A 13364-nucleotide genomic window follows, 5' to 3' on the forward strand; every position below is an offset into this window, starting at 1 on the left:
GGCGGGCTACTCCCTCGCCGTCGCCACCGTCACCGCCGGCACCCTGAGGGCCACGCGTCCCGGCAGGGCGGTGGCCACGAGGGCGAGGAGGGCGGCGGTCGCGACGACCGTGACGTACAGCAGGGGCGTGACCGCGGGCACGGCCCGGCCCGTCATGCCGACGCTGAACGCGGTCAGGACGGCGAGGGCGATGCCACTGCCGAGGGAGGTGGCGAGGAGCAGCACCGACAACGCCTCGGTCCGCAGCATGCGGAGGACCTGCCGGCGGGTCGCCCCGGCGAGGCGGAGCAGGGCGAACTCCCGGACCCGCTCGGACACCGACATGGCGAGCGTGTTGACCACGGCGATGGCGGTGAAGGCGAGGACCAGTCCCATGGCCAGGAAGTTGACCTCGGCGTCGGCCTGCTGCCGCTCCGCCTGGAGGGAGTCCGCGGCGGCCGGGGAGAGAATTCGGATTCCCGGGAACTCACGGAGTGTAGTCGCGAGTTGTGTCTGTGTACGGGTCGTGGCGACGAGGACGGAGGAGGCGAGCGGGTTGTCGACGTGGTGTGCGACCAGGTCGTGCGCGAAGGTCAGGTCGCCGAAGCCGAGACCCCGGCGGTAGACGGCGGCGACGGTGAGCGTGGCGGGTGTGCCGTCGCCGAGCGTGAGTTTCAGGGTGCTGCCGGGCTTCAGATGCTGCTGGTCCGCGGCCAGTTGGCTGACGGCGACGGTGCGCGCGGTGAGCCGGCTGAGGGAGCCGGCGGTGACGTCCGGGTCCCACGTGCGGGTGAGGCCCGCCGGGGTGACGCCCTGGGCGGGGTATTTGTCCAGGCCGACGCGGACAGTCGTGCGGACGACTTCGGTGACGGCGTCCTCGTCCGTGCGCAGCAGACGGGCGGCCTCGGCCGGGATGCCCGGTCCCTGAGCCGCCACCACCCAGTCGGCACGGACGCCCTCGCGTGCCTGGGCACGGGCGGCGTCGCCGAGGGTCGACTGGACGAACAGGACGGTGCAGGTCATGCCGATGAGCAGGGTGAGAGGGGTGACGACCGAGGCCATCCGGGCGGCGTTGCCACGCAGGTTGGCGGTGGCGAGACGGCCGCCGGGGCCGCTGAGCCGCAGCGGACCGGACAGCAGCAGCGTGGCCGCCCGCACCAGCAGTGGGCCGAGCAGGGCGACGGAGGTGGACAGCACGATGACGGCCAGGAAGGTCACCGGCGTCGAGGCGGGCTCGGTGCGCAGACCGGTGAGCACGACGACGAGGACCACGCCTCCGGAGAGGAGCAGCAGGCCCGCGACGATCCTTCCCCACGCGGGGCGGGTGCGTTCGGTCCTTGCTTCGGCCAGCGCCTCGGCCGGACGGATACGGGTGATCCGGCGGGAGGCGATCCGGGCGGCGGCCCATGCGCCGAACAGGGTCGCGGCGAGGGCGGCGAGCGGGGGAAAGACGCCGGTGGTGTGCTGGAGCGTGGCGGGGACGGCGCCCTTGGCGACGAACCTGGCGTGCAGCCAGCCACCGAGCGGCAGTCCGAGCAGCGCGCCCACCGTGCCGGCGGCGGCGCCGACGATCAGGGCCTCCCGGCCGAGCAGCTTGCGGATCTGACCGGGCGTGGCGGCTATGGCGCGGAGCAGGGCGAGCTCCCGGTGGCGCTGCTGCACGCCGAGTGCGAAGGTTCCGACGACCACGAGGACCGCCACCAGCAGTGAGGTGCCGCCCATCGCGCCGCCCATGCTGACCAGCCGGACGCGGGCCGCGGCGGCGTCCAGGAACTCGACGGGGCCGCGGGCGTCACCGGCGCTGACCTGAGCGGTGGTGCCGTGCAGCGCTTCGGCCACAGCCTGCTTGAGCCGGCCGGCGTCGGTGCCCTGAGCGGGGATCACGCCGAACGCGGTGACCTGTCCCGGGTGCGCGGCCAGGCGGCGGGCCTCGCCGGTGGAGAAGAACAGGGACGTCTGGTGGCTCACGTCCGCGGCCGGGGCGGCGATGCCGGTGATCCGGTAGCTGCGCGGGGCCCGGGTCGACTGGACGGTGAGGTGGTCGCCGGGCTCGAGACGGGCGCGTGCGGCGAGGTAGCGGTCGATGACGAGGTCGGTGGCGGTCTTGGGTGCGGTGCCCGCGGTCAGCCGGTACGGCGTCAGCGCTGCGGAGTCCCAGGCGTGCCCGTAGGCGGTACGGCCGCCCGTGCCGACCGGGGTCAACGGCTGGGCGAGGAAGGTGAGTTCGGGGACGACGCGGGCCACTCCGGGGGTGCGGGCGAGGGTGTGCTCGAGGTTCACCGGCAGCCAGGCGCGCTCGGCGATGGGCTTCGCCTTGTGCTTGACCTTCGTCTTGCCCTTCTTGTGCTTGACGATGGTCCGGTGCACGTTCTGGTCGGCGGAGACCACGACGGGGGCCGCCGCGTAGCGCTCGGTGCGGATCGTGCCACGCAGGCCGGTCTCGAGCAGGGTGCCGCAGGCGGTGATGAGAGCGGCCGCGCACATGAGGGCGAGGAAGGCCCCGAGGAAGCCCGCCTTGCGGGCACGGACGGTCTGTACGGCGTAGCGCAGCATCATGCGTACACGGTCGTCGACGCACCGGTGTCCGCACACTGCGGTGCTCCGGCGTCTTCGTAGGGGGTTAACCCCACCCCTGTCGTCGGGGAACCGGGGGTGTCGTCGACGGGATCAGCGACGGCCCGCGCTGCGCTAGGAGGTGCCGGCGGGTGTCCGGCACCCGCCCGCCGAACGCCGGTCAGTAGCCCTCGTCCTCGAGGAACTCCGTGTCCTCGCCCTCCTCCTCCAGCGCCTGCCGGACGACCCGGAGGGCCATTCCCTCGGGGTAGCCCTTGCGGGCGAGCATGCCGGCGAGGCGTCGGATGCGCTTGTCGCGGTCGAGGCCACGGGTGGCCCGCAGCTTGCGGGCGACGAGCTCGCGGGCCGTCGCCTCCTCCTGGTCGGAGTCGAGCTGGGCGACCGCGTCGTCGATCAGCGCCGAGTCGACGCCCTTGGTCCTCAGCTCCCGGGCGAGCGCACGCCGGGCCAGCCCCCGGCCGTGGTGCCGGGACTCCACCCAGGCGTCCGCGAACGCCCCGTCGTCGATCAGCCCGACCTCCTCGAACCGCGACAGCACCTCCTCCGCCACGTCCTCGGGGATCTCCCGCTTGCGCAGGGCGTCCGCGAGCTGCTTGCGCGTGCGCGGGGTCCCGGTGAGCAGGCTCAGGCAGATCGCCCGCGCCCGCTCAGCCGGGTCCCCTGAAGACTCCCCCCGCTCGGCCCTCGACGAGGAAGGGGCGCCTTCGTCTTCCCTGGGCGCGGACCGCTCCCCGAACCCGCGCCGACGGCGCCCGCGCCCGCCACGGGGCCCGGCGCCACGGGAGCCGTCGTGGGCCCGGTCGTCCCCGTACCCGTCGTCCCCGTACCCGCCGTCACCGTCCGGGGCGGAGCCCGTGTCGCCCCCGGTGCCCCTCCCCCGTGGGGCACCGGGGGAGGCGTGCTCGTACTCGGCCCAGTCGGTTCGTCGTGTCACGGGTCAGCTCTTGGCAGCGGCGGCCTTGGGCTTGGTGGCCTTGGCGGCCGCCGGGGCGGGCACCGCCTTGGCGGCGTCCTCCGTGGCGGCACCGGCGGCCGCGCCCGCGCCCGGCTCGGCGGCGGGCTCCTCCGGCCGCACGCCCACGCCCAGCTTCTCCTTGATCTTCTTCTCGATCTCGTTGGCCAGGTCGGGGTTGTCCTTCAGGAAGTTGCGCGCGTTCTCCTTGCCCTGGCCGAGCTGGTCGCCCTCGTAGGTGTACCAGGCACCGGCTTTGCGGACGAAGCCGTGCTCGACGCCCATGTCGATCAGGCCGCCCTCGCGGCTGATGCCCTGGCCGTAGAGGATGTCGAACTCGGCCTGCTTGAAGGGCGGTGCGACCTTGTTCTTGACGACCTTGCAGCGGGTGCGGTTGCCGACCGCCTCCGTGCCGTCCTTCAGGGTCTCGATGCGTCGGATGTCGATGCGCACAGAGGCGTAGAACTTCAGTGCCCGGCCACCGGTCGTGGTCTCCGGGGAGCCGAACATCACGCCGATCTTCTCGCGGAGCTGGTTGATGAAGATCGCCGTGGTCTTGGACTGGTTGAGCGCGCTGGTGATCTTCCGCAGGGCCTGGCTCATCAGACGGGCCTGAAGACCGACGTGACTGTCGCCCATCTCACCCTCGATCTCCGCGCGCGGGACGAGCGCGGCGACGGAGTCGATGACGATGAGGTCGAGGGCACCGGAGCGGACCAGCATGTCCACGATCTCCAGGGCCTGCTCGCCGTTGTCCGGCTGGGAGAGGATCAGGTTGTCGATGTCCACGCCGAGCTTGCGCGCGTACTCGGGGTCGAGGGCGTGCTCCGCGTCCACGAAGGCGACCTGGCCGCCGGCCTTCTGCGCGTTCGCCACCGCGTGCAGGGTCAGGGTGGTCTTACCGGACGACTCCGGGCCGTACACCTCCACCACGCGGCCGCGCGGCAGGCCGCCGACGCCGAGGGCGACGTCGAGTGCGGTCGACCCGGTGGGGATGACCTCGATGGGCTCGTTCGGCCGCTCGCCCATGCGCATGACCGCGCCCTTGCCGAATTGCCGTTCAATCTGTGCGAGCGCGGCGTCGAGCGCCTTCTCGCGGTCGGTTCCTGCCATGGGTTCCACCCGGTTTGCTTGAGTCGATCGCTTCACGTCAAAGACGCTAACGCCTGCCACTGACAATGCGCCCCGACGCAGGCCCAGCCTGTGGATAACTCGGGTACTTCTCCACTCAAACCGTGTCGAAATCCCCACCTGGAGCCTCGCCTGAACCTCCATAAGAATATATGTTCGATTTTTGTGTCAAGCGCACCACCACACGCCACGACGCATCTCGCGGCCGGGCGCCCCGCTACTCCCCGGGGCGTACGAAGGGTGCCTTCGGCCGGACGACGACCGCGCGAGGGCGTTCCCAGGAGCCTTGGCCCATGAAGAATCCGCGCCCCGCCGAGCGCCTCTGCCACGCGACCGGTGTACTCCTCGTCCTCTCCGGCCTCGCGCACCTGCTGGTGTTCGCGGCCGACGGCGGCCCTTGGGAGGGGCCTGTCTCCTGGCGCAAGCCCGTCACCTTCGGGTTCTCCTTCGGTGTGACGCTGATCGCGGTCACCTGGGTCACGTCGTACCTGCGCATCGGCCGGCGGCTGCGTAACGCCCTGCTCGTCGTGTTCGCCGCCGACTGCGTGGTGGAGGTCGGCGGCATCACACTCCAGGCCTGGCGCCGGGTGCCCTCGCACCTCAACATGGAGACCCCCTTCGACACGGCGGTGTCCATGAGCCTCGCGGTCGGCGGCGGTGTCCTCGTGGCGCTGCTCACCGTCTTCGCCGTGGTGTCCTTCCGGCACCGGCCGACGGGCCCCGCCGGCATGCCGTTCGCGGTGCGGTCAGGGTTCGCGATCCTGCTCGTGGCACTGGCCTCGGGCGCCGCCATGATCGCGCGCGGTGTGATGCTCACCCGGACCGGCCATCAGGAGGCGGCCTACCACTCGACGGCCCCGCTCAAGCCGCTGCACGGGGTGAGCCTGCACGCCGTCCTGGTGCTGCCGGCGCTGGCCTGGCTGCTGTCCCGGACCTCCTGGAGCGAGCGGGCGCGGCGGCGGGCCGTGAGTGCGGCGGTCGGCTGCTACGCGGCCGCCGTCGCCGGGGCCGGGGTGTGGGCGGTCCTCACGTACTGAGGTCCTCACGTACTGAGGTCCTCACGTACTGAGGTCCTCATGCATTGAGATCCATGTGTATCGAGATCCATATGTACTGAGGTCCTCACGGACGAGGGACGCGCTCAGGAGCCGCCCTCCTCGGAGGCCCGCGTCTCCGGCGGCCGCGTCCACAGCCGCCGCGCGCGCGTGAGCAGGCCCGGCCCGCCCGAACCCCGTCCTCCGCGGTGCCCGTGGACCCGGGGATCGTCCGTGACGGCGTACCGCTTGACGTACGCACCCAGGAACGCCTGGAGCGTGGCGACCGCAGGGATGGCGATCAGCGCACCGACGGCGCCGAGGAGGGCGGTGCCCGCGATGACCGAGCCGAAGGCGACCGCCGGGTGGATGTCGACGGTCTTGGAGGTCAGTTTGGGCTGAAGCATGTAGTTCTCGAACTGCTGGTAGATCACGACGAACACCAGCACCCACACCGCGTACCAGGGGTTGACGGTGAACGCGATCAGCATGGGCAGCGCGCCCGCGAGATAGGTGCCGATGGTGGGGATGAACTGGGAGACCAGCCCCACCCAGACGCCCAGCACGGGCGCGTACGGCACGCCCAGGGCCTGGAGCAGGATGTAGTGCGCGATCCCCGATATGAGCGCCATCAGGCCGCGCGAGTACAGGTAGCCGCCGGTCTTGTCGACGGCTATCTCCCAGGCGCGCAGCACCTCGGCCTGGCGGGCGGGCGGCAGGACGGAGCAGATCGTCCGGCGCAGTCGCGGCCCGTCGGCGGCGAAGTAGAACGAGAACAACGTGACCGTCAGCAGCTGGAACAAGCCGCCGAGTACCTGGGCGGATACGTCGAGCACACCGGCGGCGCTGTTCTGCGCGTACTTGCGCAGCCAGTCGGAGTGGAGCAGGCCCTCCTGGACGTCGACCCGTCTGAGCTCGGTGTGGAAGGTCTGGTTGACCCAGTGGATGACCGAGTCGAGGTACTGCGGGAATCCCTCGACCATCTTGATGATCTGGCCCGCGAGCATCGACCCGAGCAGCGTGACGAACCCCGCGGTCGCGATCATCAGGCCGAGGAAGACCAGGAAGGTGGCGAACCCGCGGCGCATGCCGCGGGCGGCCATCCGGCTCACCGCAGGTTCTATGGCGAGGGCCAGGAAGAACGCGATGAGTATGTTGATCAGCAGGCCCGTGAGCTGGTGGAAGGCCCAGCTGCCCAGCTGGAAGGCGGCGACGAGGCCGAGCGCGAGCACCATGGCGCGCGGCAGCCAGCGCGGCATGCGGGCGACCGGCGCGGTGGCGCCGTCGACCGGGGGCCGGGGGGACGGCGTCGTACCGGAAGGGGATGCCTGCTGGGCGGTCTGCCCTGTGTCGTCAGTGGGTGCCACGGTGCAAGTCTCGCCCACGCCACCGACAACCCGGCACACCCCTGCGATCTCCGTGACGGATCAGCGCTTCTCCCCCGGAACGTTCATGACGGCGCAGACCACGCGCCACACCTCCTTGGCCGCCCAGCCCTCGTCGAGCGCCTGGTGCACCGTGCGTCCGCCGAGCTCCGACATCACGTGGTCGCGCGCGAAGGTGTCGGCGTACCCCGCACCGAAGTGATCCGCCATCCGCTGCCAGAAGACCGTCAACCGCATGCCTTCAGTATCCCGCCCCTGGGGGTGGGCCCCGTCCAGGACCGCATGCCGAGACCGCTTTCCGTCCTACGGTCTGACGCATGCCCGAAACAGGAGCTTCCCAACTCCCCACTGCCCCCTCGGCGCACTCCCCGCTCTTCCGTGCCGAGCATTTCGTCTGGCTCACCGCGCGCGTACTGGAGCAGCGCCTCTTCGCGTACCACTTCCTGAACGGCGCCGCCGATCCGGTGGAGACGGCGCTGGACGCCTACCGCAACGACGACGACGGGTACGGCCACGCGCTGGAACCCGATCTGCGCGGCCCGGTCAGCCAGCCGCTGCACACCGGCCACGCGCTGCGCGTGCTGGACGCCGTCGGGCGGTGCGGCGGGCAGCGGGTGGAGCGCGTGTGCCGTTATCTGACCTCCGTCTCCACCGCGGACGGCGCGCTGCCCGCCGTCCATCCCGGCCAGCGCGGCTATCCGGCGGCGCCCTTCATCCCGATCGTCGACGACCCGCCCAGCGAACTCCTCGCCACCGGTCCGGTGGTGGGCCTGCTGCACCGCAATGGCGTGTGGCACGCCTGGCTGTTCCGGGCCACCGACTTCTGCTGGCGGGCCGTGGAGTCCCTGGAGAAGTCCCACCCCTACGAGATCGAGGCCGCCGTGGCCTTCCTCGACTCGGCACCCGACCGCCCGCGCGCGGAGGCGGCCGCCGACCGCCTCGGCCGTCTGGTGCGCGAGCACCGGCTCGCCGCGCTCGACCCGGACCACCTCGGTGAGTACCCGGTCGCTCCCGGCTACGCCCCGGGCGAGCACCACTTCCCGCACGACTTCGCCAGGACCCCGCAGTCCCTCGCACGCCTTTGGTTCACCGACGACGAGATGGCCCGCTCCCTGGACTTCCTCGCCGCGGACCAGCAGGTGGACGGCGGCTGGCCCGTGCGGTGGCGCCAGTGGGCGCCCGGCACCGCCCTGGAGGCCCGCCCCATGGTGACGATCCAGGCCCTGAGCACGCTCAGGGCGTACGGGCGATTCGTCGGCTGATCGGTATCCCCCTCACCCGCCACGGCCACTCGACGGAACGCGTTTTCCCAGGTCAGGGCGATTGTCAGAGCCGGGGTGCAGGATGGACGCATGGTCAGCTCCGCACACCGGGCCCTCGACGGCTTCTCCCCCGCGACCCGCGGCTGGTTCACGGGGGCCTTCTCCGCGCCCACCGCGGCGCAGGCGGGGGCGTGGCGCGCCATCGGGGAGGGCTCGGACGTGCTGGTGGTCGCGCCGACCGGTTCGGGCAAGACGCTGGCCGCGTTCCTCGCCGCACTGGACCAGCTCGCCTCGACGCCTCCGCCGGCGGACCCGAAGAAGCGCTGCCGCGTGCTGTACGTGTCTCCGCTGAAGGCCCTCGCGGTGGACGTGGAGCGCAACCTGCGCAGCCCCCTGACCGGCATCCGCCAGGAATCCGTGCGGCTGGGCCTGACCGAGCCGGAGGTCAAGGTCGGCATCCGCTCCGGCGACACCCCGGCCGCCGAGCGCCGCGCCCTGTCCACACGGCCGCCGGACATCCTGATCACCACCCCGGAGTCCCTGTTCCTGATGCTGACGTCGGCCACGCGCGACGCGCTGACCGGTGTGGAGACGGTGATCCTGGACGAGGTGCACGCGGTCGCGGGCACCAAGCGCGGTGCGCATCTCGCGCTTTCCCTGGAGCGCCTCGACGAGCTGCTGCCGAGGCCGGCCCGCCGCATCGGCCTGTCCGCGACGGTCCGCCCGGTGGACGAGGTGGCCCGCTATCTCTCACCGCAGCGCAAGGTGGAGATCGTCCAGCCGGAGTCCGGCAAGGAGTTCGACCTGTCCGTCGTCGTCCCGGTCGAGGACCTGGGCGAGCTGGGCGGCTCCCCGGTCGCCGACGGCAGCGAGGGCGCGGAGCGGCCGTCGATCTGGCCGCACGTCGAGGAGCGGATCACCGACCTGGTCCAGGCCCACCGCTCCACGATCGTCTTCGCCAACTCCCGGCGGCTCGCGGAGCGCCTGTGCAACCGGCTCAACGAGATCGCGTACGAGCGGGCGACCGGCGAACCTCTGGACGAGCACCACTCGCCGGCCGAGCTCATGGGCGGCTCCGGCGCGGCCCACGGCGCGCCCCCGGTCATCGCGCGCGCCCACCACGGCTCGGTCTCCAAGGAGCAGCGCGCCCTGGTCGAGGAGGACCTCAAGGCCGGCCGTCTCCCGGCCGTGGTCGCCACTTCCAGCCTCGAGCTGGGCATCGACATGGGCGCCGTCGACCTCGTCGTCCAGGTCGAGTCCCCGCCCTCCGTGGCCTCCGGCCTCCAGCGTGTCGGCCGCGCGGGGCACCAGGTGGGCGCGGTCTCCACCGGTGTGGTCTTCCCCAAGTACCGAGGAGACCTGGTCCAGGCCGCGGTGGTCACCGAGCGGATGCGCTCCGGCGCCATCGAGTCCCTGAAGGTGCCCGCCAACCCCCTGGACGTCCTCGCCCAGCAGCTGGTCGCGATGACGGCGCTGGACAGCTGGCAGTTCGACGACCTGCTCGTCACGGTCCGCCGCGCCGCCCCCTTCGCGTCGCTCCCGGAATCGGCGTTCACGGCCGTCCTGGACATGCTCGCGGGCCGCTACCCCTCCGACGCCTTCGCCGAGCTGCGCCCGCGCGTGGTGTGGGACCGCGTGACCGGCACCGTCACCGGCCGCCCGGGCGCCCAGCGCCTCGCGGTCACCTCCGGGGGCACGATCCCCGACCGCGGGCTCTTCGGTGTCTTCCTCGCCGGCGCCGACCCCAAGAAGGGCGGCGGCCGGGTCGGCGAACTCGACGAGGAGATGGTCTACGAGTCCCGGGTCGGCGACGTCTTCACGCTCGGCACGAGCTCCTGGCGCATCGAGGACATCACGCGCGACCGCGTCCTGGTCTCCCCCGCGCCGGGCGTGCCGGGCAGGCTGCCCTTCTGGAAGGGCGACCAGCTGGGCCGCCCGCTGGAACTGGGCCGCGCGGTGGGCGCGTTCCTGCGCGAGGTCGGCTCGCTGCCCAAGGACGACGCCCGGCTGCGGCTCCTCGCGGCCGGCCTCGACGCGTGGGCGGCGGACAACGTCCTGTCGTACCTGGACGAACAGCGTGAGGCCTGCGGTCACGTCCCGGACGACCGCACGATCGTCGTGGAGCGCTTCCGCGACGAACTCGGCGACTGGCGTGTGGTCGTGCACTCCCCCTTCGGCGCCCAGGTGCACGCCCCGTGGGCGCTGGCGCTCGGCGCCCGCCTGTCCGAGCGGTACGGCATGGACGCCCAGGTCATGCACGCCGACGACGGCATCGTGCTGCGTCTGCCGGACGCCGACCTCATGGGCCTGGACCTGCTCGACCAGGAACCGATGAAGGCCGGCGCGTCCCCGGGTACGGAGTACGACGCCGACCAGGCCCCGGTGGGCGCGGCGGACGTCGCCTTCGACAAGGGCGAGGTCAACCAGATCGTCACCGACCAGGTCGGCGGCTCGGCGCTGTTCGCGTCCCGCTTCCGCGAGTGCGCCGCCCGCGCCCTGCTGCTGCCGCGCCGCAACCCCGGCAAGCGCACACCGCTGTGGCAGCAGCGCCAGCGCGCCGCCCAGCTGCTGCAAGTGGCCAGCGAGTTCGGCTCGTTCCCGATCGTCCTGGAGGCGGTCCGCGAATGCCTCCAGGACGTCTTCGACGTCCCGGGGCTCGTCGAGCTGATGGGCGACCTCGAGTCCCGCAAGGTCCGCCTGGTCGAGGTCACCACGCCCGAGCCTTCGCCCTTCGCCCGCTCCCTGCTCTTCGGGTACGTCGCCCAGTTCCTGTACGAGGGCGACTCCCCCCTCGCCGAGCGCCGCGCGGCCGCGCTGTCGCTGGACTCCCGGCTGCTGGCCGAGCTGCTGGGCCAGGCGGAGCTGCGCGAGCTGCTGGACGCGGAGGTGCTGACCGAGCTGGAGCGGGAGCTTCAGTGGCTCACCGAGGACCGCCGCGTCAAGGACGTCGAAGGCGTCGCGGACGTCCTGCGGGTGCTCGGGCCGCTCACGGAAGCCGAGCTTGCCGAGCGGGGTGCCGAGCCGCTCTGGGCGCGGGAGCTGGCCGGTGCCCGCCGGGCCATCCGGGTCCGCATCGCGGGCGTCGACCACTGGGCGGCGATCGAGGACGCGGGCCGCCTGCGAGACGCCCTCGGCACGGCGCTGCCGGTCGGCGTCCCCGAGGCCTTCACCGAACCGGTCAAGGACCCGCTGGGCGACCTGCTCGCCCGCTACGCCCGCACCCACGGCCCCTTCACGTCGGCCACGGCGGCGGCCCGCTTCGGTCTGGGCGTGGCGGTCACGGAGGGCGCGTTGCAGCGCCTGGCCGCCAACGGGCGTGTCGTCCAAGGTGAGTTCCATCCCGCGGGCATCGGCCAGGAGTGGTGCGACGCGGCCGTGCTGCGCCGTCTGCGCCGTCGGTCGCTGGCCGCCCTGCGGCACGAGCTGGAGCCGGTGCCGCCGGCCGCGCTGGCGCAGTTCCTCCCGCAGTGGCAGCACATCGGCAAGGGCCACGGCCTGCGCGGCGTGGACGGACTGGTGCGCGCCGTGGAGCAGTTGCAGGGCGCGTCCGTGCCCGCATCCGCCTTGGAGAAGCTGGTTCTGCCGTCCCGCGTGGCGAATTACACCCCGTCGATGCTCGACGAGCTGACCGCCGCCGGGGAGGTGGTGTGGGCGGGCGCGGGCGCGCTGCCCGGCAAGGACGGCTGGGTCTCCCTGTACCTGGCCGACGCGGCCCCGCTGCTGCTGCCACCGCCCCACCCCCTGGAGCTGACCGCCCTTCACCAGTCCGTCCTGGACGCCCTCTCGGGGGGTTACGGCCTGTTCTTCCGTCAGATCGCCGACCAGGTCCGCGCCACCACCCACCCCGACGTCACCGATCCGCAACTAGCCGACACCGTCTGGGACCTGGCCTGGTCGGGGCGGCTCACCAACGACACGCTGGCCCCGATGCGCTCCCTGCTGGGTTCCGGCCGCACCGCCGGCTCCACCGCCCACCGCGCCAAGCGCGCGGCTCCGCGCGGACGTTACGGCTCGCTGACGGCCGCCGCCCGCCCCGCCTCCCGCAGCGGGCCGCCGACCGTCGCGGGCCGCTGGTCCCTGCTCCCCCAACGCGAGCCGGAGCAGACCGTGCGCGCCCACGCCCTGGCCCGCGCCCTCCTCGACCGGCACGGCGTGGTCACCCGGGGCGCGGTCGCCGCGGAGGGCGTCGAGGGCGGCTTCTCGGCCGTGTACCGCGTCCTGTCCGCATTCGAGGAGACCGGACAGGCCCGGCGCGGCTACGTGGTGGAAGGCCTCGGCGCCGCGCAGTTCGCGATGGACGGAGCCGTGGACCGGCTGCGCGCGGTGTCCAACGCGTACGAACGGGGCGAGGGGCTGCCCGGCCCGGGTTTCGGCGGCACCAGTCCCCAGCCCTTCGGCACGCCCGACAGCCACCTGGACGCGGACCCCTTCGGCCAGGGCGACGGAGAACACGGCATCGCGGACTTCGCCGACTTCGACTGGCCGGCCGACCACCGTGCCGGCCCGGGCGACTACGTCTCCCCGCGCGACGCCGCCTCCGGTCTCTCCTCGCCCGGCTACGGCGGCCCCCGGGGCGGTCCCGTCTCCCCGTACGGCGCCGCCTACGGCGCCCCGCGTACCCGTACGCCTTCGGCCCCCGACTCCCGGGCGGTCGTCCTGGCCGCCGCCGATCCCGCGAACGCCTACGGCGCGGCCCTGTCATGGCCCGAGCCGCCGGACGGGGCGGGGCACAAGCCGGGCCGCAAGGCGGGCTCGCTGGTGGTGCTCGTCGACGGCGAGCTGACGCTGTACATGGAGCGCGGCGGCAAGACGCTGCTGGCCTGGCCCGGTGCGCCGGACAGGGAGGCGGCCGACGACCCCCGCCTCCGCTCGGCCGCGGACGCCCTGGCGGCGGCCGCCCGCGCGGGCACTCTCGGCACGGTCACGGTGGAGCGCGTCAACGGCGCCTCGGCCCTCACCTCCCCCGTCGGCGCCCTTCTGGAAGGAGCGGGATTCATCGCCACCCCGCGCGGCCTGCGGCTCAGGGCCTGATCCGCGGGGCTACCGC

General features: G+C 72.9%; 8 protein-coding genes. 3 read left to right on the forward strand and 5 right to left on the reverse strand.

Translation table 11 applies throughout. The features are described 5' to 3' along the window. Positions 1-6: 6 nt before the first annotated feature. From ACWGJM_RS40120 to recA, 3 genes are all read right to left on the reverse strand, one after another. Positions 7-2535 (reverse strand): FtsX-like permease family protein, encoded by a 2529-nt coding sequence (locus ACWGJM_RS40120; RefSeq protein ID WP_453416693.1) that lies wholly within the window; start codon positions 2533-2535, stop codon positions 7-9. Between the two features lie 178 nt (positions 2536-2713). After that, on the reverse strand, positions 2714-3487 hold the full coding sequence (recX, locus tag ACWGJM_RS40125) for a recombination regulator RecX (protein WP_453416694.1): 774 nt from the start codon (positions 3485-3487) through the stop codon (positions 2714-2716). A 3-nt stretch (positions 3488-3490) separates the two neighbouring features. Beyond that, on the reverse strand, positions 3491-4618 hold the full coding sequence (recA, locus tag ACWGJM_RS40130; RefSeq protein WP_453416695.1) for a recombinase RecA: 1128 nt from the start codon (positions 4616-4618) through the stop codon (positions 3491-3493). Positions 4619-4929: 311 nt separating this feature from the next. Here recA and ACWGJM_RS40135 point away from each other — a divergent pair, with 311 nt between their 5' ends. Further along, on the forward strand, positions 4930-5673 hold the full coding sequence (locus tag ACWGJM_RS40135; protein ID WP_453416696.1) for a hypothetical protein: 744 nt from the start codon (positions 4930-4932) through the stop codon (positions 5671-5673). 104 nt (positions 5674-5777) lie between these two features. Here ACWGJM_RS40135 and ACWGJM_RS40140 read toward each other — a convergent pair whose 3' ends face one another. Then, positions 5778-7037, reverse strand: coding sequence for an AI-2E family transporter (locus ACWGJM_RS40140; protein WP_453416697.1), 1260 nt, complete (start codon positions 7035-7037; stop codon positions 5778-5780). Between the two features lie 60 nt (positions 7038-7097). Next, complete coding sequence (locus tag ACWGJM_RS40145) at positions 7098-7292, reverse strand: DUF3046 domain-containing protein (protein WP_453416698.1); 195 nt, start codon at positions 7290-7292, stop codon at positions 7098-7100. 80 nt (positions 7293-7372) lie between these two features. Between ACWGJM_RS40145 and ACWGJM_RS40150 the strand changes: the two genes are divergently transcribed. Further along, positions 7373-8317, forward strand: a complete 945-nt coding sequence (locus ACWGJM_RS40150; protein ID WP_453416699.1) for a hypothetical protein — start codon at positions 7373-7375, stop codon at positions 8315-8317. 90 nt (positions 8318-8407) lie between these two features. After that, positions 8408-13348 (forward strand): Lhr family ATP-dependent helicase, encoded by a 4941-nt coding sequence (locus ACWGJM_RS40155; protein ID WP_453416700.1) that lies wholly within the window; start codon positions 8408-8410, stop codon positions 13346-13348. The last annotated feature ends 16 nt before the right edge of the window (positions 13349-13364 follow it).

The organism is Streptomyces sp. NPDC054834, assembly GCF_053611185.1.

What these genes read in the sequence shown, in the direction of transcription:
- ACWGJM_RS40120 (WP_453416693.1), bottom strand. Translation starts at nt 2,535, where the DNA reads ATGATGCTGCGCTACGCCGTACAGACCGTCCGTGCCCGCAAGGCGGGC.
- recA (WP_453416695.1), bottom strand. Translation starts at nt 4,618, where the DNA reads ATGGCAGGAACCGACCGCGAGAAGGCGCTCGACGCCGCGCTCGCACAG.
- ACWGJM_RS40135 (WP_453416696.1), top strand. Translation starts at nt 4,930, where the DNA reads ATGAAGAATCCGCGCCCCGCCGAGCGCCTCTGCCACGCGACCGGTGTA.
- ACWGJM_RS40145 (WP_453416698.1), bottom strand. Translation starts at nt 7,292, where the DNA reads ATGCGGTTGACGGTCTTCTGGCAGCGGATGGCGGATCACTTCGGTGCG.
- ACWGJM_RS40150 (WP_453416699.1), top strand. Translation starts at nt 7,373, where the DNA reads ATGCCCGAAACAGGAGCTTCCCAACTCCCCACTGCCCCCTCGGCGCAC.
- ACWGJM_RS40155 (WP_453416700.1), top strand. Translation starts at nt 8,408, where the DNA reads ATGGTCAGCTCCGCACACCGGGCCCTCGACGGCTTCTCCCCCGCGACC.